Source organism: Dasania sp. GY-MA-18, from assembly GCF_024734385.1.
Classification (GTDB): domain Bacteria; phylum Pseudomonadota; class Gammaproteobacteria; order Pseudomonadales; family Dasaniaceae; genus Dasania; species Dasania phycosphaerae.
The window spans coordinates 1-23,733 of the sequence record NZ_JANHAP010000016.1 but is presented as its reverse complement, the minus strand read 5'-3'; the positions used below and the strand labels follow the sequence as shown (position 1 = coordinate 23,733).

Here is a 23,733-nt window from a genome sequence, read left to right as displayed (position 1 = left end):
TATTAAGTTAACTCAGGGCGCAAGCCCTGCTTATCAGCATAAAAAGCTTTAATCGCCGCCATATCCTGCTCTAAATCACCGGCAGGGGTAAACACTTTGCCCAAGCCTACCACTTTCTTAGCGCCATCGATGTAACCCAGCACTATGGGTACCTCGGCGCCCTTGGCGATATGGTAAAAACCGGTCTTCCAGACGCTTACCTTACTGCGGGTACCCTCTGGGGTCATAATCACAATAAGCTCATCGTTAGCTTGGTAGTGCGCTATCATTTGCTCTACGGTGTTATTAGCCTTGCTGCGGTCTACGGCTATGCCACCCAGCCAGCGCATAAACCCGTCAAAGGGCTTAGGAAAGAGACTATCCTTCCCCATCCAATGCACATCAGCGCGCACCGCAAATACCACCAGCAACATCAACATAAAATCCCAATTGCTAGTATGAGGCGCCCCCACCAGTACAAATTTAGGGGCCGTCGGAAACTGCCCCTCTATACGCCAGCCCAACAAGCGCAGTAATATTTTCGATATCGCTGTCAGCGCACTGTTGAGTATAGGCGTGCTAAAAATAGTGGCTCGCATGATTCCCCCCAGCTAAGCCGCAGCCCAGCACTTAAGACCAAGGCTGCACATAGTCTTCAACAGCTAAAACCGGCAGGGGTTTATAGCCTCCCTCTATAGTGCCCAAATATAAAAAGCCCACTATCAACTCATCACTTGCCAGCCCTAAACGCTTCATCACCAGCTGATCAAACGCATTGTCACCAGTACGCCATATGCCTGCGTAACCCAAAGCCTGCGCCGCTAATAGCAGGCCATGGGCCGCACAGCCCGCTGAAAGTAGTTGTTCTACCGCGGGTACTTTAGGGTGTGGTAGCTGCTTGGCCACCACCACTACCAGCAAAGGCGCTCGCAACGGCCGAGTACGCGCCTTATCCAGCTCTGCCTCGGTGGCTGCCGGATTACGCTGTAATAAAGCCTCGGCAAATACTTCACCCAGCTTATTGCGTGCCTCACCGCTAATCGTTAAAAAACGCCAAGGTCGCAATCTGGCATGATCAGGCGCTCGCAGCGCGGCTTGAAACATAGTCGCTAAATCTTGGCCTGCGGGGGCGGGCTCAACCAGTTTGGGGGCCGAGTTGCGTTCTAATAATAAATCTATTGCATTCATAACAGGAAAATCTCAATAACAATGCAGCGTATACACAACTTAGTGAATAGCTAGTGAACAGCTAGCGATTAGGAATTTAGCGGCTATGATATAACTTTACTTAAGAGCTTGGTACAAATCATAAATAGTCTCTATAATTTAGCCAGCTTAACAATAAAATACATGGAGTTGCCTCGGGCTCACGTGAAAAAAACTATTAGTAAACCTGGCCGCACCATTAGCAGCAGCGTAAAGCGCCCCATACCCGTCGCAGGCTTAAAAATAGGCATGTATGTCGCCGAACTGGATAGGCCCTGGCTGGAAACCCCCTTTTTGCTGCAAGGCTTTCGTATAGAGTCGTTGGAAGACATCGATACCTTAGCGGGCTACTGCGATTATGTTTATGTAGAAGAGAGCGAGCAGCAATGGCTAAAAGGTGAACAGCGCACTATTTTAGAGCAGCCCACTCCCAGAAAAATTTATCCGCAAAATGCCCTTAATAAGCAATCCTTTGCAGTTGCTGGTGCCACCCATAAAAATGCCCGGCAACTCACCCGCTCATTTATGGACGATGTACGCCTGGGCCGTGGTATTAATATAGAAGAAGTAAAAACCACGGTATCTGAGTGCGTAAAAAGCATCATGCACAATCCCGATGCCCTGTTGTGGATGGGTAAGATACGCCAAAAAGATGAATATACTGCCGAGCATTCATTAAACGTGGGTTTTTTAGCCATGACCTTTGGCAGGCACTTGGGCGCTAGTGAAGAAGAACTTAATGTGCTGGGCCTATGCGGCATATTGCACGATGTGGGCAAAATGAAAACGCCTTTAGATGTGTTAAATAAAGAAGGCCGCCTTACTGCCGAAGAATTTCAAATTATGAAAAGCCACCCGGTTGATGGCCGTGATATTTTAATGAATCACAAAGATGTGCATCACAGCGCTGTTGATGTTTGTTATAGCCACCACGAAGCCTTAGATGGCAGCGGCTACCCTAGAGGGCTAAAAGACAGCAATATTTCTGAAATAACGCGCATGATCACTATCTGTGATGTTTACGATGCTATTACCAGTGAAAGAGTCTATAAGCAGGGCCAGTCTTCACTGGAGGCCTTAAAAGTACTGTATCAAAACCGCGAAACAAAATTTGATAACCGTTTGGTGACCGAATTTATTGAATGCATAGGGCTATATCCCCCAGGCAGTATTGTTGAGCTTAAAAATGGTGAAGTGGGCATAGTCATTAGTACCAATTATCGCCATCGTCATTTGCCAAAAGTGTTAATCGTACGCGACAGTAATAAAATGCCTACCAAAGAAAATGTGATAAATTTAGAGAAAAAAGCAGGCTCTGAAAATAATTTATATGTCATCAACACGGTATTGCCTAATGGCAGCCACGGCATACGCATAGAAAAATATATTAAACGCGGCCTCACCATAGAGTAGCCTGAGACTCGCTTACCGCACCACCAAGCTAGGTGCCCGTAAAAAAATCAGCCGCATATTTTTTTATCCACTCCGCCGCGGCTTCCTCACCATCCAAGACTCGACCTTCGCGCTCGTAAACCATATTTTTATACATTTCTATTTGGCATACCTGCTGCACCATGCGAGAACGAAAGGCCTCTTCCTGATTTAAAAAACACACCCCAACTTCGTAACTATCATTTTTAGGTTTACACCATACCACTTGCCCTAGGCCATGATACTCTGGCGACACCGTGTTGATATCTACCCTGACCTTACAACCCACTGCCAAACAATTTTTAACATCACAGGCTATGCCCCCCTGACTCACATCCACCATGTCACAAGTCACATCAGCAGCCGAAAGTGTAGCGCTGCCATTAACAGCATTGCCATCAGCCTTGCTGCCATTTAAATCCAGTGAGATTTGTATGGGTACATCTACGGGGTGGCGTATGTACTTACGCATAAACTACCTCCACACCTAAAACTAAGCAGGTGTTGCTATAAGTGTAGTTTGCTTCTAGCTAGGGTAAAGAAAATGCCGCTGTGCGCGGCATTAAGGGGATAAAAGGAAAGGCCGGTGCTTAAACACGGCCTTAACACTGGCTTTACAACAAGTCTTATTACAAAAAGTCTTTATAGGGCGAATCTATCTCTAAATCTACATCTCGGCCATAACCCGGCACGCCTATAGCGTGGCTATCTAAGCTCAAGTCTTCACCGCCCAAGACATTATTATCAAACTTATAAATCAACTCGGCTGCACCTTGGGTGGCCAAAGTATCATAGGCGGCAGTTTGCGCCTTAACCGCCTCATTGCTTTTTAAATATTGCTGATAGGCCTTGTCGCCATATTTTTTAGCCAGCATTCTGCGGGCTATGTGCGGCGCCAATATAGGGGCTGAAGCGTTATTGCCACCAAAACCTTTAGAGTTAAGCAGCGCAACATCCATGCCCTCTGCCCCCACTTCTTTATGCTCGGCACTAATAGACAAATTGCTGCGATGTACATCTTCAGCAACCGCATCGATGGTTTTAATGCCGGGGATAATACCCTTATCCCACACCCCTAAGCTGTTAATCAGCTGGTCGCCTGAGGAAACTCCCAAAGAGTGACCTATATAAGCCTTAATCGCGGCTACTGGCCACTGGCTAATACCAAACTTCTTGGCCACTTCATTTAAAATACGAGATTCCGTCACCCGGTTTTGCGGTGTGCTGCTGCCGTGGGCGTGTATATAAGAGCGCTGCTGTATCGCCTGCTCACCCAAGATGGCCTTGGCCACGGCCATAGACTTGGCCACGGTTAAGTAATTGCCTATGCCCGGTGAGGAGATAGACTTTTTGTAGCCATCGGCGTTGATAAACACATCGGTAACTGCGCCATACACGGTAGCGCCCAGCTCCATGGCTAAGGCGTCGTCAAACAGCACCACAAACTGAGCGGACTCAGCAATAGTAAAACCACAGTTGTGACCAAAGGGTCTAGCTGCACGGCGGTTATCCGGGGTATCAGTGCCATCCAAGGCCATCAGCTCGGCATCAGTGGCCAAGGCTCCCATGGCGGCGTAGCCTGCAACCACATCGGGATTAATAGGTGCTTCACTGCCGCCCACTATCACCACCCGCGAGCGGCCAGCCCGGATTTCATTAACCCCTTGGCGCAGGTTGTATAAAAAGCTGGCACAGGCGCCCAAAGTGGCTCCGGTAGTGCCAGCACCGCCTATCACATAGGCATTAATAAAATCGGCGGGCATTTCGGCAAAGCCCAGCGCGCAGTTTTTAGAGGTGACGCGTTTGCCGTCAAAACGTGAGCCTATCATGCCGCCATGACCATCGGCGTCAGATTGCCCCATAGAGCTACCGGCAAATACGCTGATTTGGTCGGCCGCCACATGCTGGCGCACCAACTCCCAGTCTATACCCAAGTTACCTAGCGCATCGGAGGCACCAAACACGGTCATTTGTAAGCCGCGGGGATGGCTGCGCGAGGGATATAACTTACCCGGTGCAAAGCCGCTGGGCAGCTGCCCTGCCGAGCTCACCGCTGTGGCCCTAGGGTCGGGCACTAACATTTCAGTGGCTTGGTGTATCTCTACCTTAACCGTAGCACCAGCTAATTCTGTCACCACCCAGCCTGCAGGCAAGGTATCTGGCAGGTTGCGTTTTTTGGTTTCAAAGGTGAGTGGCGTAGCCGCGTCAACCTGCATGGGCATGCGCTTGTTAAACATTACCGCATCGGGGTTATACCAGGCATCTTCTATGCGCCTCACTAAACTGTGATCGAGTATATGCTGACGCTGGGCCTCGCTAAGGGCTTGCCCCTCAGAACTCATATTCATCAACGCAGCAAGATTTTGGTAGGTATGCTGCGCCTCGGCTTGAGATAAGCTATCAATAATCATACGGCGGTACCCATGGTGGCCCGAGCTACGCCCGGCAGAGTTCACGCCGCCAAAACCCACAATAAGAGGAATACTTGTCATAACACCTACGCTCAATTGTCTAAATATTGATAAATCACCAGAAAAGTGACTAATAGTCATAATTGGCAGCTATTGTAGACCTCAGGCCGGGTTTAAAACATAATAAAAAAGACATAAAATATCTCTTTTTTGCCAAAGCCTGTTGTGAGGCCACGCATGTATACCGTTAGCTTTATTGCCCTGCCCCAATGCCTAGCCACCAGCATCAGCCTGCCCTTGGAAATGCTGCACGCAGCCGACCATTACCATCGCAGCCACAACCGCAGCCGCCAGACGCTACAGGTCAACATAGTGAGCACCGAAGGGGAAAGCATCACTACAGCTGGCGGCCTGCAGCTACTGGCCAGCTGTAAGTTAGGGGATGTTAAACACAGCGATTTAATTATTTTACCCTCGCTGTGGCGCAACCCGCTCAAAACCCTGCGCAAACAACCTCAGCTGTTGAGCTGGTTGCAGCAAATGGCCAGCCAAGATGCCACCATCTGCGCTGTGGGCACCAGCAGCTGCCTACTCGCCGAGGCAGGCTTACTCGATGGCAAACCCGCGACCACGCACTGGTATTTTTGCGAACAATTTCAGCGCCAATACCCCAAGGTGAATTTAAAACCCCGCTATTTAATCACCCAAGCCGACAACCTCTATTGCGCGGGCAGCGTCAACTCGGTAGCGGATTTAATGGTGCATTTGATAGAGCGCAACTTCGGGCCCGAAATCGCCCATTTAGTAGAAGGCCAGTTCTCGCCGGAAATACGCCGCTCCTTTTCCAGCCACGCTTATGATGAATACGCCAGTAATCTGCATCAGGATGAACTGATTATTCAAGCCCAGGAGTGGCTGCAGCACCATGCCCTGGAAGACATCAGCATTAGTGAACTGGCCAGCTCGCTGGGGCTGAGCATGCGTACCTTTAACCGCCGCTTTAAACAAGCCACTACGGTTACCGCCTCGGACTACCTGCAAAACTTACGGGTTAATGCCGCCAAAGAGCTACTGCGCACCAGCAACTTAAGTATCGCCGAGGTGGCGGAACAATCGGGCTATCACGACAGCAGCTATTTTTGCTCGCGCTTTAAAAAACTGACTGGGCAAACGCCGCTGGCCTATAGAAAAAGCGTTAGGGGCAAGTTATTTCAGGTTAGCGTGTAATATCAAAACTTTATATAAGCCTATTGCTAGCTATACTAACAAGCACAACAAGATTATTTTTCGTACTCACACCCCATATAAAGCGGCCACGCTGATGATTAGAGATCTATTTCTACGCTGTTTGATACCTTTACTCTTAAGCGCTGGGCCTGCATATACCCAAGATGCCCCCCCTCCTCCCGAAACTGAGATCAATATTGCTTTTGATTTGTGGCCGGGGTACTACCCGCTTATTATCGCCGAGCAACAAGGGTATTTTCAAAAATACCAACTCAATGTTAAATCCACGTACTTCGACAGTGTCAGCAATCTACAAACACGCTTTATCCACAAACAATTTGATGCCGTATGTATAGCATTGGGGGATATATTTTCTTTACTAGAACAACAGCCCAACGCACGTATTATTTTAATTGCCGACTTATCAGCTGGCGGTGATGCCTTACTATCGCTATCACCGCTAGCTAAAAATCGCAGCAATTTACGTATAGGCATTAACGTTAATGGTTTTGGTGAATTGTTTATTCGCGAGTTTCTGAACGACTACAATTATCAGATAGAAGATATAACTCTCGTTAATGTCGATGCATCGCAAACGACCCAACTACTGCTAAGTAAGCAAGTGGATATCATCCATAGCTGGGAACCTTTTGTGACCGATGCCGTAAATGCGGGCGCTAGGATTTTATATACCAGCCGGCAGACTCCCGGCTTACTGCCTGATGTTGTTGCCTTTCATGGTGATTTTTTAAATCAGCAGCCGCAAGCCGCCAAAAATTTTACTAAAGCCTGGTTTGAAGCGGTTGAATGGTGGCTTAACAACCCTATTGCTGGCAATGCAATGATTGAAAAAGCACTAAAACTAGACAAAGCTATAAACTTAAAAGACATCAAGCTAATGAGCTATGAAGATAACCTAGATGCCTTTAACAACCCCAATTCGGCCAGATCCCTAAGCAGAGTACTCAATCGCTACATCGAATTTTTTACTCAAAAAAATGTCATCACTAATAATTTAAATGCCGGCGACATTATTAACTCAAGCTTTTTAACGCCTCCAGCCAAATAAACAACATCATCCAGCTACAAAAACTAGCAGCCCAAAAAAAAGCCGCGCCATGAATAAACATGACACGGCAAGTGAAGTCTAACGTATTACCTTAAAAGTTGTAGCTGGCTTCTATACCGTAAAACCTAGGCATATTAGGCATACGGGCCACACCCGCAGTACCATAAAATGCTTCCGTCGCCACACGCTCATCAGTGACATTTTCAACAAACAGGGTTACGTCATAGTTTTCTGTTTGTATACCGGTACGAAGGTTTACAAAGTTTGAGGTATCAGAGCGAATAACATTATCCAGCTCCCAAGCTAATGGCCCTTTGCGAATAAGATCTAGTCGCACCATTGCATCCATGACATCACTTACAGGCGTTGAATATTCTACGCCAGCATTGATATTGTACTTATGAACACCAGGCACTTTGTTACCCGTGATATCGCCGTAATCTTCAGTCGCGGTAAATTTATCAATTTCCGAATCTGCGTAACCATAACCCAAGTTAAAGCGTAAACCCTGCATAGGCTGAATAACCGCTTCCAACTCTATACCTTTCGAGGTGCTTTCATCTATACCTAAGTTTTCCAAGGTAAATGTTGATAAGTTAAGTCGAGTAAACTGCGTATTTTCTATATCGATATGGAACACTGCACCGCTTAAGGTCATTGCTCCGCCCCATAATACCGATTTGAAACCTAGTTCGATATTTTCAGACACTTCCTTATCAAATACTCTAATGATAGTTGGGTCATACTCATTAAAACCACCGCTACGGAAACCTTTAGAAGCAGAAAGATACGTCATCATATCTTCGCTCCAGTTATAGGTAATCTGTAATTTTGGCTGTGTTTCACTAAACGTTTCTGAAGCTTTTGATGCGCCTTTTTGGCGTTCGTCAAATGATTCACGCTTATCTTCGTCGTAACGTAAGGCGAAAGCGATAGATAGCTCATCATTAACATCATAATCGGCTTGACCAAAGACCGCCCATGAATCACTGGTGTTTTCATCTACCACTGAGTAGGCGTATTCAGTGCCAAAATCAGCATCGAAATCAGCAGCACTAACGGCTAAATTATATTCATCTCTAGGTATAGTAAAACTACCCCGATCTCTTTCTGCGGTGCCTACCCAATCGGAAAACCAAGAAAACTCAGAGTTGATTTTACGGTGTTGGTAATAGGCTCCTACTTGCCACTCTAGTACTTCGCTGTCACCAGTAAAGCGGAATTCGGCAGTATAGGAATCGACGTCGTATAAGGTTTCTTGTGCTCCGGCAAAAAAAGTAAAATTGACTAAGTCATCTGGCATATTTGTATATTCACCATCTGAGAAAGCTTCTTCCTCAACTTTGTTATAACCTAATACAAAAGTAGCTTCACCCAGCTCGGTAAATAGATCCGCTTTAACCGACACTTCTAAAATATCACGCTCTGACACCCCCATAATATTGGCTGTGGCATCAATATCGTCTATATTTTTATTGGCATCAATTTCATCAAAACTCGCTAGCGTATAGTTACCTATACCATCTTCGCTGTCGGCATACTTAGCGCGAAAGTCTACGGTTAAGTCATCGCTAACCATGGTTTGCAACATGGCTTGTAGCGTTGTTCTTTCGCTAAAGTCTGTTTCTTCATTTAAGAAACTGTTGTCGTTAAAACCGTCTCTGTCACTGTAGCTGGCGCCTACTTGGTACAGCACCTTATCTTCGATTATGGGGCCAGACACATAGCCATTGAGGCTAGTAGTGCCGCCGTTGCCTACGGTAGCTTTCACTTGACCTTCAACCTCATTGCCAGGCTGACGAGTGACTATATTAATCGCACCACCTACCGCACCTTTACCGTATAGTGCGCCCTGCGGGCCGCGCAATACTTCTATACGCTCTATGGCGAATAAATCTTGGTTAATAAAATCGATACTGGGAGCAGTAATACCGTCGATAACATAGGCAATCGGAGGATCACCAACCTGTGGCGTAATCATGCCGCGTATAGTGATTTTGGCAACACCTGGGCGATAGCCTTCGTTCATAGACAAGTTGGGAGTTAGGTTGGCAAAGTCGCCAAAACCTTTAATACCCGCTGACTCGATTTGATCACGGCCAAAGGCGGTAATGGAATCCGGGACTTCTTGTAAGGTTTCCGCGCGTTTACGCGAAGTGACCACCAGCTCCTCTATCAACGACTGGGCTTGCACCTGGCCGGAAACAGCGGCACTGAGCAGGGTGATACCGACTAATGGCTTTCTGAGTGATTTGATTTTCATAACGTCCCCTTCGGTTCTATTAAGCTACCTAAGCCTTAAGTGATACGACTTAAGTGGTATATTAAAAGCTGTTGTTTTTATAATGGTTAGACCTACCAAAATAATTTAACACAGCCATCAAACAATAAATTTACAAGTAGCAGTGCTTTCAAAGCATAAAATGTCGAATTATTCGCCAAAGCCACTCATAATTTTGTAGCCAGCTATTTGCGCCTTTTCAGGCAATGGCAATCATTCACTACTTGATGAAATAGCTGGTATATAATCGCAATCTAGGCCCACGTAAGCAGGCCCAAAAGCAGCCAAGCCACGCTCACCGGTAAACGCTTTGGGCGCCGGTAAAATAACAACCGCTACATTCATACCCACGGTATGATTAGGATTAGTCACAGGCTCTTGGCTATCCATATCAATTAAGCAAATAAGATCAGGAATCGTCACCTGCACTACACCATCTAAAGTGGCATACATATTTTCGTTTTTAATATCTATATGGTAGTCGCCACCTTGATATTCACCCTCACCGCTAATGTCGACGTAACCTACGGTAAAGCCCTCTTCAGTGCGGCAGTCAAAGCTTCTGGTCTTACCTCTAAATACCACTTTACCGCCACCCTTTTTAGCTATGGCCTCGGCAATATCATCATCTTGCGCTTTGGCTAGTCTATAAGCCTCACCTAGGGCCATCGCCTTGGATATAGTCCCTTCTATAACCGCGCCTTTTAATTGCTCGACGGGTAAAGCGTGATCTATCGCTGCTATATCATTACGGCTAACTTTAGCCAGCGCTCGCACCAAGGTTTCTGCCCGCTGATCGTCTTTGACGTTTTCACATATAAAACATTCACCAAACCTATTGGACGCCACTATCGGTGCAGCGGGTAAATCATTGAAATAATAGGTTGAATGGGTGATCTCTGGCACTGCTCTGCCGGCAGGATCGGCATCGATAATATAGCCACCAGCCATAGCCGCCACATAAAAAGAGATAGCGGTATTCGCCCCACCCATTTCACAACATATAGTGCCGTAAAATGAAGAATCCATATAAGCTTCTAAACGCTTATAGGCAGTCATTATGGCGGGCTCGTTATTACTGGGCAGCCCTTCATAGAGTTTTTCTTGCTCGGGCGGCAACTCAGAAATAGCGCCTAACATATAGGGCGTACAAAGAACCTCACCCGCTGGCACATCATTAATATCCAGCAGTTTGAATTCTTTACCTGCAGCCAGCGCCTGCTCTATATAGGCAAATCCCTCACTTAAATCGCCACCACCACCAGTGCCTAAGATAGTACAGCCGTATAGAATGTCGGTTAGATTTTGTTTGCTTAATAAGATTGCCAAAGTACACCTCTATAATAATTAATCACTGCGATTGGTATCGCTTAATAAACCGATAACTTACTATCTAGGCTACCTGAGACACTGCAAATATAATCACATTTTACCCAGCCACAGCGCTCGCTTATGTCTTAACAGCACCAGAAAGTGAATATTCTGCACAATTAACTGACCAGCGCTTTTTGGTATTGATCTATCTATAAACCATCACCTAGGATTAGACCTTACACTGCCTCGCTAGCGCAGGCTTTTTTGGCAAACACGGCAAAGGCCTTTAATGATGAATATAGATTGCAACTTTGATGGCGGCAACATACAGGTAGTTGATAGCAGTGATAGCAATGCTATAAAACTGGAAATTAAAAAAGACAAACACGCTGACTACAGCCAGTGGTTTTATTTTAGAGCACAGCTAAACACGCTAGAAAAATGCAGCTTTACCATTATTAATGCTGGCCAGGTTTCCTACCCAGAAGCCTGGGATGCCGGCACTATAGTCGCCTCATACGACCGCCAAAACTGGTTTCGTATCAGCACCGACTATCAACAGCAGCAATTACATTTTTCGCTAACACCCACACAACCCATAATTTATTTTTCCCTGTACATACCTTATAGCTATGAAAGGCATAATGATTTAATCGCCTGGGCACTATCACAAAAGCATTGCCAACTGCACAGCGTTGGCCGCACGGTAGAAGGCCGCCCGGTAGAGTTGTTAAAAATCACTAACAACACCCGCTCTAGCGATCAACAAGACAAAAAAAATATTTGGATTATTGCCCGCCAACACCCCGCCGAAACAATGGCTGAGTGGTATATAGAAGGTTTATTACAAGCTTTGTTAAATGAAGATAACAGCCTTAGCCGCAGCTTGCTGGCTAACGCTAATTTTTATATCGTCGCCAATATGAACCCCGATGGCAGCATCGCAGGCAACCTGCGCACCAATGGCGCTGGTGTCGATCTCAACCGCTCATGGTTGATCTCCAACCCTGAACAAGCCCCCGAGTCGGCCTTTGTTAGCAAGGCCATGGACAAGCTAGGTGTGGATGTGTTTTTAGATATACACGGCGATGAAGAGATCCCCTTTGTATTCGCCGCAGGATGCCAAGGTACCCCCAATTACTCTGCACACTTAGATAAATTAGACAAAAAATTTAGAAAAACCCTGCACCAAATTAACCCCGACTTTCGCGTCGAAAACGGCTATCCAGTCGACGAACCCGGCAGTGACGATTTAAGCATAGCCTGCAATCAAATTGGCCATCGCTTTAATTGTTTAGCACTGACCATAGAAATGCCTTTTAAAGACAACCAATACCTACCCGACCCCATTAAAGGCTGGGGCACTGAGCGCTGCAAAGCGCTGGGGCAAGCGAGCTTAATTGCACTGCAACAAATGCTAGCCGATATATAAATAGCGTTATCCCTCATCACTACCACTAATACAAGCCCTATACCGCCGCGGTGCATAACCAACGATTATAGGGCGGGTTTTCAACGAAAGATTCGGTAACTAGCCAGTATTTCAACTACCTGTTTCCCTTTTATTGCCTACCATTAACTAAGATTTAAACACTTATTACAGGTATACACATGACAACCGGCCTAACTTTTAGCAAATCAATACAACGCCTATCACAACGCAGCTCTAATGTATGGGATATACATGACAAAGCCTGTGCTCGATTAGATGCCGGCGAAGAGATACACCTGCTATCGGTGGGCGACCCAGACCTAGCCACGCTAGACAGTACCATCAATCACACTATAGAAAGCCTCAGAAAAGGCCGCACCCACTACTCACCCGGTGCTGGCGAAGCTGAGCTACTAAAAACCATTGCCGAGATAGAAGCCAAGGCCTCACAAAAGCCCTGTAGCCCCGACGAGGTGTTAATCTACCCCGGCGCTACCCACGCTATCTACTCGGTTATGGCCTGCTTATTGGACGATGGCGATGAGATAGTCGTGCCCGAGCCCATGTACATAGGCTACCACGGCATTTTTGATGCCATAGGCGCGAAAGTGGTGAACGTCCCCTTAGAAGTGCACGACAACTTCAACCTCGATGCCGATGCGGTGAAGGCCGCCATTAGCGAAAACACCAAGGTACTGTTTTTAAACACCCCCGGTAACCCCGCAGGCAATATGATCGCCCCCGAAGTGCTGGCTGATTTGGCCCAGTACTGCCTGGAGCGCAATATCTGGTTGGTATGCGATGAAGTGTACTCCATGATTACCTATGATAAGCGCCACACCTCTATACGCCGTGCGGCAGCCAAGCTGGACAACATCATTATTATTGACGGCCTTTCCAAATCCCATGCCATGACCGGCTGGCGTCTGGGCTGGAGTGTTGCCCCAGCCGCAGTTACTGAAAAATTACTGCAATTTAGCTCATCGATTATTTTTGGCTGCTGCCAGTTTATTCAAGATGCAGCCACCTTCGCCCTGAAAAACGACGAAGAGTATATGAACAGCATGCGTGAAGAGTACAAAACCCGCCGCGACTACGCCTACAAGCGCCTAAAAACCATGCCTGGCCTTAAATGCCAAGCGCCACAGGGCGGCATGTTCTTAATGGTGGATGTCACCGATATCGCGGCCGACGGCTTCGCCTTTGCCAGCGACCTATTAGACAAGCAAGGGGTATCAGTATTACCGGGCGAAGGCTTTGGCCCTTCGACCAAAGGCTTTGTGAGAATATCCCTCACCCTAGGTGTTAGCGAATTGGAAAAAGCACTGGATAAAGTAGAGCAATACACCCTATCGCTTAACGCATAAACACAAAACGGTCGAACTTTATGGACTCATCAGATATTTGCGCCCAACGGCAAGGGCGTTTAAGCTTGTTAGGAAATAATAAGCAACAACAGGCCCATTTGATGCCCCATAAAAACTTCAAGTTCGACCGTATCAATAAAAAGATCATTGAGGCGCTGCAAGACAATGCCCGCATCAGTAATCTTGAACTAGCAGAAAAAGTACACCTCTCCCCCAGCGCTTGCTTAAAACGCACCAAAAAGCTAGAAGAACAAGGCTATATACGACGCTACACCACCAATTTGGACTTAGCCAAAATGTGTGTCAGCGTCACCGTTATCTCGAACATTACCCTAACCGACAACCGCTCCTCCCATGGCGCGGGCCGTTTTGAGCAGGCCATAAAAAAAGAACCCTGCGCAGTTGAATGCTACAAGGTAGGTGGTGAGATAGATTATGTGGTGCATTTTATTTGCGTGAATTTGGAACAGTACGAAAAAATTACCGAAAACTTGCTAGATCAAGACATAGGTATTGCGCGTATTACCAGCCATGTAGCGCTATCCACCCCTAAGCCTTTTGCCAAATACCCACTAGACGAGCTGCTATGGCTAGTCGATAACGACTAGCCATTTAGTTGCCGGCTTTAACCCCCGCAGCGATTAAGCATAGCCATCGGCAAACTGCGCCTGTGGCAATTCTATTAGCGTAGGTTTGTTGCGCTGGCTGGCAGCGATTAACTCTTCATGCAACTCGGCATGGCTATTAACTTGGCGGGTTTCACAACCAAAGGCCTTACCTATACCGATAAAGTCCGGGGTATAAATATTTACGCCGATTTGCTCAATATTGCCGTTTTCCATAAAGCGCTTTATTTCGCCGTAGCCGCTGTTATTCCAGATTAAAAAGATCACCGGCACCTCTGCCTCTACCGCACTGGCCAACTCACCTATAGTAAATTGCGAAGCGCCATCACCAATTAATGCCACCACCGGTAACTCAGGCTTAGCCAACTTTGCGCCTATAGCTGCGGGTATACCGTAACCTAAAGTGCCAAAGCCACTGGCTGAGTGAAAGTAGCGTCTGGCGTGTTCGGTTTCATAACTTACCCAGGCATAATAAGTGGGCTGGGTAGAATCACCAGCTATCACTACCTCGGGCAAAGCATCGCGCACAGTGTCAAAAAAGGCTGCGTACTGCTCGTTGCGCACGCTAAACACCTCTTCTTTTAGGGCCGTAGCTCTGGCTACACCCGCCTCTTTATCGGCGGCCACATCCAGCAGCTGGCTATTGATGGCCTCTACCGCAAATTTGGCATCACTTAAGATGGCCACCTGCGCTTTAACATTGCGGGTTAATTGGCTGGCATCAATATCTATACGAATTAATTCACCACCTATAGTGATATCACCTAAAAAGAAAAAGTCATAATCGGTTTCGCCAAATTCTGTGCCCACCGCCAGCACCACATCGGCCTCAGTAAACTCTTTGCGTATGGCCTCCCAAGAGCCAGAGCCGCCCACCGCTAACGGGTGGCTATAAGGCACTATGCCTTTGGCATTGACCGTATTCACCACTGGGGCCCCTAACTTTTCTGCTAAGGCGATAATCTCTGGCCCAGCATTAGCGGCACCACCACCCAAGGCAATTAAAGGGCGTTTGGCTTTAGTTAACAACTCTGCTGCGCGACTTACCGAGCGCGGCGAAGGCGCAGGCGGCTCGGGTAATTCAAACATACTTTGATCGATATGGTCGGCAGGCGAGGTAATCACATCGATGGGGATTTCTATATGTACTGGGCCGGGGCGCTCGCTGTTAAACACGGTAAAGGCCCTGGCCAACACTTTGGGCAGTTCATCGGCGCGCAATAAGGTGTGGCTAAATACTGACACACCGCTCATTACATTGCGCTGGTTGGGCATTTCGTGCAAACGCCCCTCGCCCATGCCTAGCTCATAAGTACGGTTAACCGAAGAAATCACTAGCATAGGGATAGAGTCGGCTAAGGCCTGCCCCATAGCAGTCGCTATGTTAGTCATACCGGGGCCGGTAATAATCAAACACACGCCGGGCTTGCCACTAACACGGGCATAGCCATCGGCCATAAAACCTGCACCCTGCTCATGGCGCGGGGTAATGTGTTTGATATGGGTGTCGGGCAGGCCGCGGTACAACTCCACGGTATGCACACCAGGAATACCAAATACGGTATCCACACCGTAGTTTTCTAAAATTTTAACCAGTACTTCACCGCAGGTTGCCATAATTGTCTCCGCCACATAAACACTAATAAATCAGAACATACGTCATCAAAACACGCTGTTGTTAGACATGTTGTTATACCTTAGCCCCTGAGGGGGAAAATGCACAACACCAGCCAATTTTGATAACAATTGATAGTTTTAGAGTGTACCGTTTTGCAGACAAATTATTTGCTGATTACAGCGGTTTTTATGGCATACAATGCATTCCTTAAGCATAAAAACCGTGTTTTCAGTACTGCAGCTTTACTACGACCTAGCCTGCAATTGTTTAACAGCCTCTATATGGCCATCCCTAATTAACAGCTTAGGCTTAGCTATGGCATTAAACTCTGACGCCGTCACCGTGGTATATGCGCCCATACAAGGCCCCACCACCACATCGTTTATAGCTAATTTAGGCAACATAACATCTTCGTAAATAACATCCACACTATCACAAGTAGGCCCCGCCAATACCGCATTACTCTCTGGCGCGGCATCGCTAAACACCTGCAGCGGATAACGATTGCCCGAATAAAACGCACCGCTAAACGAACCATAGACACCATCATCCAAAAAATACCACTGCGCTTTTTCAGCCGCCGCTACCCCCATAATCGTCGCCACCGAATAAAAACACGGCGCTGATAAACAGCGGCCTGGCTCGGCAATAATCCGTATACGGCTATCCAGCTGCTGCAATGCCGCGCGTATAGGCGCACAAAAATCTAGCAAATTCACTACCGTTTTATCATAAGGCGCAGGGAAGCCACCACCTATGTCTAAACATGTTAGGTAGGGGTGGCTGCTAAAAAAACGTGCACACAGGGCAATAGCATCAACATGCATGTCAGCAGAACCACACTGCGAGCCCACATGAAAAGATAACCCCTTCACTGTTAGCCCGCGCCGCCTAGCTTCGTCTAACACGCTGGCAACACTAGCCTCGTGACAGCCAAACTTTTTCGATAAGTCGATTTTTGCCGCCGAGTTTTGGCAGCTCACTCTTAGCAGCAACTCAACCTTATCCGCATAGGCGGCAAACTTATCCAGCTCTTCAACACAATCCACCACAAAGGTATTGCAATCAAAGTCTAAGGCAGCACGTATGTCAGCATCTTTTTTAAAGGGGTGAGTATGAATCAACTGCTTAGGGCGATGCTCAAGTTGCTGCAAAATAGCAATTTCACCGTTGGTTGCGATATCGATACCCGCCCCCTCGGCAATTAATACCTCTAAAAATGCGGGCTCACACTGTGACTTCATCGCATAGTACAGCTCAACATTAGGTAGCGCCTCGCATAACTCCCTATAACGTGAACGCACCTTATTTCTATCTAATACTAATAGCGGCGAGCCATGCTCTTTGGTCATAGCCTGATAATACTCACCTAGCTGCGCGGGCAGAATCTCTATAGTCGACACGGGCTTATCCTTTCAATAAAACGTAGTAAAAACACCAAACAAAGACATTTTGTGGCTTGCTAAAGTCATGCTTATTCCCTTAACTTAAGCCACTACAAACGCCTAACACAGCGCTAATAATACGAGCCTTTAGCGCTGCAAACTGTCGGTAATCACCGTGAAAACGTCGCCATTAGCTGGCGTTTTGACGTATCAAAAAATGAACATTGAAATTAACAATTGAGAGCGTACGTGGATAAATTTGATCAACTTATTGTTGCCGCCCTGCGCAAAGATGCCAGGCAATCAGTATCAGTTATTGCTGACAGCATTAGCCTTTCCCGCTCAGCGGTATCTGAAAGAATAAAAAGGCTGGAAACTAGCGGGGTTATTCGTGGCTATCAAGCCATACTGGGAAAACTGCAAGCAACCCAGATCAAAGCCTATTTTGAAATTACTTATAGAGATAGGAGCTGCAGCGAGATTGCCGATATTTTTAAACGCATACCTGAAGTGCAATCCTGCCACGGCATCTCAGGTGAGATAGATTTATTGGTTTATCTATGCGCCGATTCCATGGATAGCTTGCAGCAAATTAGAGAGCACATCGCCAGCCACGCAAGCATTGCCAAAGTCAAAACTCATATAGTACTCAGCGAATGGGTTAATCACCTAGGCTAGCGGTTAGGGCTAACTTTATATAAGTATTATGCAGCAACAGTACGGCAATGTTTTTTAAACGCCATTAGCAATACGTAAATAATCACCGCCGATAAAAACGAATCACAGGCTGGAATAGTGGTAAGGCGTATCGCCCCCTCACTGGATACAAAGGCCACCAATATACCTAGTAGCCAGGCTGATATTGCCGGCCAAGAGATAGCAGGTACCGAATCGCAATGGCGCTGCGCGTAATGACCACGGTTGACCAGAAAAAAGTCAGCGACATAAATCGCCGCCACCGGTGAAAAAATAACACCTAGGGAAAAAATAAAGTCTATAAAGTGCTCCAATATACCGGCAAAAGCAACGATAGTGCCCAATACTCCTGAGGCTAAGGTGATATGCCACTCTTTTAATTTTGGGAACACCGCTGCCAAGCTCAACGAGCAACCGTACAGGTTAACCGCATTGGTAATCGTGCTAGAAAATAAAATAAAAATAAACGCCATGGAGCCTAAACCAGCCGCCACCAATAGCTTTAATATATCGGTTTCCAACAACCACAAAGCAGCTAAGGCACTGCCCACATACACTATCGTAGCCATAAATAAATAGGGGATAAAAGATGCCATCGCGGCATCAGCGGTGGTTTTGCCATAGCGGGTAAAGTCGGGCATCACTAAAGCCGCCACCATAAAACTACCTACCACGGCAGAAATTGCCGCTCCCATGCTCATATTAGCCACTATAGGCCTAGCCACCAGCTCGCCCAAGTCAACGTGACTGAGGGTATTAAAAACCAATACCGAAAAAATAATTATTTGCAGTGGCACTACCACTGCGGATAATTTTTGTATGGATTTAAAGCCGACTATCGCCGCCGCTGTCATTAACACCCCCCCCAGCAGCACAAAAATCCATGATGGCAATGCCTGCTCGGCGAATAAAGCCCACAAGCCCGCACCGGCATCACCAAATAAATAGACATTAACGCCAAACCAACCAAACATAGAAAAAGCGATACATATATTGACCAGTTGCGACCCTTTTTCACCAAAGGATAAGCGAATCAACATATAGGAGCTAAGCCTATTACGAACACCTACTAGGCCAGTAATAAAGCCAAACAGCGCCAATATTAAGCCACCAGCAACAAAGGCAATTAAGGCATCAATCAAACCCAGCGACGTGCCTATAGCCACACCCGTAACCAAGCCAGGCAGTGAAAATGTTAATGCGGTATTAATCATGGAAATACGTAAACCGCCCACCGCTATACCCTCGGGCACAGGGCTGGTGGCGTAATCCTCTAACAGGTCTTCTATATTGGATTTATTCTGACTCATTAATACACACCGCCTCTCATTCACACAATGTTAACCACCATAAAGGAAACACGAGTAAATATGTTATTCTTTAAGCCCTGAAAAACGCATAATCTAGCCTATTAAAATACCACTCAGCTCTAGATATAGGTACAAGTAACTACCAAGCTAGAGTATCAAGGCAAAGAAAACCAACAGCTTGCCCACTTTCGCCGGCAGTAATCGCGCTAAACGTTCAGCCTGTTCTCAATAATAGTACTCAGAAGAGAATACGACTGATTGTTTACTAAGGGCCTAGGCCTGGAATACATAGCTCTTCCGCCTATGCCCCTGCTCCATTTGACCCGGCACCACGGGCTAACTTTACAACCAAGCTAAGCATAAGTGGCTAGGCAGCCACACAGCACCTTGCCACTTTATAATATGATCACAATCCTCAGCAGACTTATAGCGATATAGCATTAGATATTACATTAAACGAATATCGCCGCCGGCCCCTAGATCACAATAGTGATCTATACTTCAAATATTATCAGCCCGCTTACCACTGCCTTACTAACACAAGGGAGAATAGCTACGCCTATGAACTTATACACCTTTATAAAAATATTTCTGGCGGGGCTACTATTCAATTTTAGCTTTACACCACACGGCCATAGCAACCCCGATGAGAATTTAAAAACTATTTATGTTGTGGCCGATCACTGGCCCACATACACCGAAGCACAGGGTAAGGGTTTATATTTTGAAGTCATAAGACGTATTTATGAACCGCTGGGCTACACAATAAAACCGCAAATTATTCCTTTTCGCCGCGCCATCAGCTATATCAACCTTGCTAAAACCGATATTTTTTTGGCCGATGATAATTTGCGCTATCTCGCTAAATTAGATATCTACAATACTGCTAAAATTTTACAACCCTTAATGCCGCTTAATCAGTCCTTAGTCACTGCAATTTACTGGAAAAACAAACGAAGTGATTGACAATCTATACGTAATAACAGCAGCCTGAAAATGGCCTGGGTTAATGGCTATGGCTACGGCAAAAGTTTAGACCTGCCTCATAAAAATATTTTTCTTGTAAACGACACGCTACAGGGTTTACGGCTGTTACGCTCTGGCAGAATTGATTGCTTTATTGATGACCTGACAGACACCAACGTTACCACTAAACAGATGGGGCTTAATGTAGATGATTTCCATTTTGAAGTTATTAACCACAGGCATCTTTACCCGATATTTACCAACAATGCTCGCGGCAAAAAGCTAATGGCAATCTATGAAGAGGCTATGAAAGCCATGGTTAAAAGTGGTGAATTATTTCGCTTATATCAAACCGTAGATCTTAACTACCGTGAGATATTAGATAGCAGCGTGGCCGGATTAATCTACACCGAACCAGCACAAGCTCAATAACATTTTTAACCGGCGATAAGCTTGGCTATAAACACTAAACTAGAGGTAAAAATAACAGGCATAAAAAAACCGGTTCAAATGAACCGGTTTTTTTATTTGGCTCCGACGGTTGGGATCGAACCAACGACCAATTGATTAACAGTCAACTGCTCTACCGCTGAGCTACGTCGGAATAAACTGTACCACCCTTGCTAACATTGACTAACTCTATACAGAGTTAAGGTGGAAGCGACATCACATGTCGTCAATGTGGCGCGAATATTAAAGCCCAAGTCAGCAGTCGTCAACCTCTTTGCAAAGAGTTTTTAACTATTTTTGTAATAAACTCCTCTATCGATTAATCATTAAACAGATTTTAGGGTTTTACCTTTAGTATGCAGGCTAAGCTGGTGTAAAATTGCCCATTTACTACTGGTAATTGTGTATGTCCAAAGCCTTTCAAGTGCAGTCTAAATACCAGCCGGCGGGCGACCAGCCCAACGCCATAAAAAGCTTGGTAAACGGTATTAACGCCGGTCTGCACAGCCAAACCCTGCTAGGGGTCACCGGCTCGGGTAAAACCTTCACCATTGCTAACGTCATAGAGCAAATCCAGCGCCCTACTATCATTATGGCCCCCAACAAAACCTTGGCGGCCCAGCTATACGGGGAATTTAAAGAGTTTTTCCCCAATAATGCGGTGGAATACTTTGTTTCTTATTATGACTACTACCAGCCCGAAGCCTATGTGCCCTCCTCCGACACCTTTATCGATAAAGACTCCTCGGTTAACGAGCATATAGAGCAAATGCGGCTTTCAGCCACCAAGGCCCTGATAGAGCGCAAAGACACCATAGTGGTTTCCACGGTGTCGGCCATATACGGTTTGGGCGACCCCGAGCAGTATTTCAAAATGGTAATGCACCTCGATCGCGGCGACTTAATCGACCAACGCGCCGTGCTCAGACGCTTGGCCGAGCTGCAATACACCCGCAATGACATAGACTTTGCCCGTGGCACCTATAGAGTCAGAGGCGATGTGATAGACATATTCCCCGCCGATGAAGAGGCCCAGGCCGTACGCCTAGACCTGTTTGACGATGAGTTAGACAGCATCTCGCTCTTTGACCCACTCACAGGCGAAGTCTTCCAAAAAGTACCGCGCATCACCATCTACCCCAAAAGCCACTATGTCACCGAGCGCAGCACCCTACTAAACGCCATAGACGACATAGAGCTAGAGCTTAAAGAGCGGTTAGAGCAGTTACGCAATAACAACAAGCTGGTAGAGGCCCAACGCCTGGAACAACGCACCCGCTACGACCTAGAGATGATACGCGAGCTGGGCTATTGCAACGGCATAGAAAACTACTCCCGCTACCTCTCTGGCCGCAAATCCGGCGAAGCCCCCCCCACCCTGTTTGACTACCTACCCGATGACGCCTTGGTGGTGGTGGACGAATCCCATGTTGGCGTGCCACAAATAGGCGGCATGTATAAGGGCGACCGCTCACGTAAAGAAACCCTGGTGGAATACGGCTTTAGGCTGCCCTCCGCGCTAGACAACCGGCCCATGCGCTTTGACGAGTGGGAAAGAAAAGTACCGCAATTAGTCTTTGTCTCCGCCACCCCGGGCAAATACGAAGCCGAACATGCCGACAATATCGCCGAACAGGTAGTGCGCCCCACAGGCCTGCTAGACCCAGAGGTAGAAGTACGCCCCGCCGGTACTCAGGTAGACGATGTGCTATCGGAAATCCACAAGCGCATAGCCCTGCAAGAACGGGTACTGATCACCACCCTCACCAAGCGCATGTCCGAAGACCTCACCGACTACCTTAGCGACCACGGCATCAAAGTACGCTACCTGCACTCAGATATAGACACCGTAGAACGGGTAGAAATTATCCGCGACCTGCGCCTGGGCGAGTTTGACGTGCTGGTAGGCATTAACCTGCTGCGCGAGGGCCTAGACATGCCAGAGGTATCACTAGTAGCCATACTGGACGCCGACAAAGAGGGCTTTCTACGCTCTGACCGCTCACTGATACAGACCATAGGCCGCGCCGCCCGTAACCTTAACGGCAAAGCCATACTCTACGCCGACAAAATCACCGGCTCTATGGAGCGCGCCATAGGCGAAACCGAACGCCGCCGCGAAAAACAAATCGCCTTTAACCTGGCCAATAACATCACCCCACAGGGCCTCAACAAAGACGTTAAAGACATCATGGAAGGCGCCCACGCCCCCGGTGCCAAAAAAGGCAAGCGCAAAGGAAAAACCAGCCAAGTCGCCGAACCCAGCGCCAACTACATGAGCATGAGCCCCAGCCAATTAGCCAAGGAACTCAAGCGCCTTGAAAACAAAATGCATGAACACGCCAAAAACCTAGAATTTGAAGAAGCCGCCGCCACCCGCGACCAACTGGCCGAAGTCAAACAACACAGTTTTATACAATAGAGGGCAGTCTCTAGTAATTAGTCGCCAGTCGCTAGTAAAAGCACTTGTGCATCACAGGGCGGCTCATTATAATGCGGCCCTTGTTTAGCAAAGCTAAGTGCTTGCTAAATAAACAGTTTATAGGTTTATACAACCGTAGTTCAGTTGTTTAGAGGACTCCTTTAAACAGGGTCGGTTGTTTGGCCAAAATGCACAGCATTTTGATCAAGTCGCAAAGCGACGCAGCCCGCAGGGGCAAAACAGCCTTAAGCTGTTTTGAATCATCCACTCTGAGTGGATGAGGATACAAAGTTTATACGACCGTAGCTCAGTTGGTTAGAGCACCACCTTGACATGGTGGGGGTCGGTGGTTCGAATCCACTCGGTCGTACCAAATAAAAAAGGCTCACCCAAAGGGTGGGCCTTTTTTATTTGGCTGTCCCGTCCTGAAATAGGTTTACACATTGAGGACCTATTAATGGACAACTCTACACCTAAACGCCGGAAGCGCACTCAGCGCGATTACAACTTGGGCTTTAAATTAGCCGTAGTCGAACAGATCGA

20 protein-coding genes and 2 tRNA genes are annotated in these 23,733 nt (G+C 47.0%); 12 read left to right on the top strand and 10 right to left on the bottom strand.

What is annotated here, in order from left to right; genetic code table 11:
- Window positions 1-2 precede the first annotated feature (2 nt).
- Both NO559_RS15760 and NO559_RS15755 read right to left on the bottom strand, forming a co-directional pair.
- A complete protein-coding gene (locus NO559_RS15760) occupies window positions 3-578 on the bottom strand; it encodes a lysophospholipid acyltransferase family protein (RefSeq protein WP_258332841.1) in 576 nt (191 codons plus the stop codon).
- Window positions 579-609: 31 nt separating this feature from the next.
- Window positions 610-1,167 carry a nitroreductase family protein gene (locus NO559_RS15755; protein WP_258332840.1) on the bottom strand — a complete coding sequence of 186 codons (558 nt, stop codon included), beginning with the start codon at window positions 1,165-1,167 and terminating at the stop codon, window positions 610-612.
- A 183-nt stretch (window positions 1,168-1,350) separates the two neighbouring features.
- Here NO559_RS15755 and NO559_RS15750 point away from each other — a divergent pair, with 183 nt between their 5' ends.
- Window positions 1,351-2,598, top strand: coding sequence for an HD-GYP domain-containing protein (locus NO559_RS15750; protein WP_258332839.1), 1,248 nt, complete (start codon window positions 1,351-1,353; stop codon window positions 2,596-2,598).
- A gap of 28 nt (window positions 2,599-2,626) precedes the next feature.
- Here NO559_RS15750 and NO559_RS15745 read toward each other — a convergent pair whose 3' ends face one another.
- On the bottom strand, window positions 2,627-3,088 hold the full coding sequence (locus NO559_RS15745) for a PilZ domain-containing protein (protein WP_258332838.1): 462 nt from the start codon (window positions 3,086-3,088) through the stop codon (window positions 2,627-2,629).
- 157 nt (window positions 3,089-3,245) lie between these two features.
- Window positions 3,246-5,108, bottom strand: a complete 1,863-nt coding sequence (locus NO559_RS15740; RefSeq protein ID WP_258332837.1) for a beta-ketoacyl synthase — start codon at window positions 5,106-5,108, stop codon at window positions 3,246-3,248.
- Window positions 5,109-5,264: 156 nt separating this feature from the next.
- Here NO559_RS15740 and NO559_RS15735 point away from each other — a divergent pair, with 156 nt between their 5' ends.
- Together NO559_RS15735 and NO559_RS15730 are read left to right on the top strand one after the other, a co-directional pair.
- The gene (locus NO559_RS15735; protein WP_258332836.1) at window positions 5,265-6,254 is read left to right on the top strand and encodes a GlxA family transcriptional regulator; all 990 of its coding nucleotides are present in this window, start codon (window positions 5,265-5,267) and stop codon (window positions 6,252-6,254) included.
- A 94-nt stretch (window positions 6,255-6,348) separates the two neighbouring features.
- Window positions 6,349-7,323: an ABC transporter substrate-binding protein gene (locus NO559_RS15730; RefSeq protein WP_258332835.1), complete on the top strand. Its 975-nt coding sequence runs from the start codon at window positions 6,349-6,351 to the stop codon at window positions 7,321-7,323.
- Window positions 7,324-7,414: 91 nt separating this feature from the next.
- Here the strand turns inward: NO559_RS15730 and NO559_RS15725 are convergent, their stop codons facing one another.
- Window positions 7,415-9,586, bottom strand: coding sequence for a TonB-dependent receptor (locus NO559_RS15725; protein ID WP_258332834.1), 2,172 nt, complete (start codon window positions 9,584-9,586; stop codon window positions 7,415-7,417).
- Window positions 9,587-9,817: 231 nt separating this feature from the next.
- A complete protein-coding gene (locus tag NO559_RS15720; RefSeq protein WP_258332833.1) occupies window positions 9,818-10,933 on the bottom strand; it encodes a DUF917 domain-containing protein in 1,116 nt (371 codons plus the stop codon).
- A gap of 274 nt (window positions 10,934-11,207) precedes the next feature.
- On the opposite strand from NO559_RS15720, the gene NO559_RS15715 reads away from it, so the two are divergent.
- The 3 genes from NO559_RS15715 (at window position 11,208) to NO559_RS15705 (ending at window position 14,325) form a co-directional block, all read left to right on the top strand.
- The gene (locus NO559_RS15715; protein WP_258332832.1) at window positions 11,208-12,350 is read left to right on the top strand and encodes a M14-type cytosolic carboxypeptidase; all 1,143 of its coding nucleotides are present in this window, start codon (window positions 11,208-11,210) and stop codon (window positions 12,348-12,350) included.
- A 179-nt stretch (window positions 12,351-12,529) separates the two neighbouring features.
- A complete protein-coding gene (locus NO559_RS15710; RefSeq protein WP_258332831.1) occupies window positions 12,530-13,717 on the top strand; it encodes a pyridoxal phosphate-dependent aminotransferase in 1,188 nt (395 codons plus the stop codon).
- A 20-nt stretch (window positions 13,718-13,737) separates the two neighbouring features.
- Entirely contained in the window at window positions 13,738-14,325 is a 588-nt protein-coding gene (locus NO559_RS15705; protein ID WP_258332830.1) for an Lrp/AsnC family transcriptional regulator, read from the top strand.
- 33 nt (window positions 14,326-14,358) lie between these two features.
- Here the strand turns inward: NO559_RS15705 and NO559_RS15700 are convergent, their stop codons facing one another.
- Both NO559_RS15700 and NO559_RS15695 read right to left on the bottom strand, forming a co-directional pair.
- On the bottom strand, window positions 14,359-15,960 hold the full coding sequence (locus tag NO559_RS15700) for a 5-guanidino-2-oxopentanoate decarboxylase (RefSeq protein ID WP_258332829.1): 1,602 nt from the start codon (window positions 15,958-15,960) through the stop codon (window positions 14,359-14,361).
- A gap of 246 nt (window positions 15,961-16,206) precedes the next feature.
- Window positions 16,207-17,364 carry a type III PLP-dependent enzyme gene (locus tag NO559_RS15695; RefSeq protein ID WP_258332828.1) on the bottom strand — a complete coding sequence of 386 codons (1,158 nt, stop codon included), beginning with the start codon at window positions 17,362-17,364 and terminating at the stop codon, window positions 16,207-16,209.
- Between the two features lie 231 nt (window positions 17,365-17,595).
- Between NO559_RS15695 and NO559_RS15690 the strand changes: the two genes are divergently transcribed.
- Window positions 17,596-18,024 (top strand): Lrp/AsnC family transcriptional regulator, encoded by a 429-nt coding sequence (locus NO559_RS15690; protein WP_258332827.1) that lies wholly within the window; start codon window positions 17,596-17,598, stop codon window positions 18,022-18,024.
- Between the two features lie 26 nt (window positions 18,025-18,050).
- On the opposite strand, the gene NO559_RS15685 is transcribed toward NO559_RS15690, so the two are convergent.
- On the bottom strand, window positions 18,051-19,352 hold the full coding sequence (locus NO559_RS15685) for a cytosine permease (RefSeq protein WP_258332826.1): 1,302 nt from the start codon (window positions 19,350-19,352) through the stop codon (window positions 18,051-18,053).
- 561 nt (window positions 19,353-19,913) lie between these two features.
- Here NO559_RS15685 and NO559_RS15680 point away from each other — a divergent pair.
- Window positions 19,914-20,318 (top strand): hypothetical protein, encoded by a 405-nt coding sequence (locus tag NO559_RS15680; RefSeq protein WP_258332825.1) that lies wholly within the window; start codon window positions 19,914-19,916, stop codon window positions 20,316-20,318.
- A 30-nt stretch (window positions 20,319-20,348) separates the two neighbouring features.
- Entirely contained in the window at window positions 20,349-20,750 is a 402-nt protein-coding gene (locus tag NO559_RS15675; RefSeq protein ID WP_258332824.1) for a transporter substrate-binding domain-containing protein, read from the top strand.
- Between the two features lie 97 nt (window positions 20,751-20,847).
- Here the strand turns inward: NO559_RS15675 and NO559_RS15670 are convergent.
- Window positions 20,848-20,922: transfer RNA gene (locus tag NO559_RS15670), tRNA-Asn, on the bottom strand.
- A 252-nt stretch (window positions 20,923-21,174) separates the two neighbouring features.
- Between NO559_RS15670 and uvrB the strand changes: the two genes are divergently transcribed.
- The 3 genes from uvrB to NO559_RS15655 all read left to right on the top strand — a co-directional run.
- Window positions 21,175-23,190, top strand: coding sequence for an excinuclease ABC subunit UvrB (gene uvrB / locus NO559_RS15665; protein WP_258332823.1), 2,016 nt, complete (start codon window positions 21,175-21,177; stop codon window positions 23,188-23,190).
- A 296-nt stretch (window positions 23,191-23,486) separates the two neighbouring features.
- A tRNA-Val gene (locus NO559_RS15660) sits at window positions 23,487-23,563 on the top strand.
- Window positions 23,537-23,733 (top strand): hypothetical protein (locus NO559_RS15655; RefSeq protein ID WP_258332822.1); only part of this gene is annotated, 197 nt, incomplete at its 3' end. The genes NO559_RS15660 and NO559_RS15655, both read left to right, overlap by 27 nt.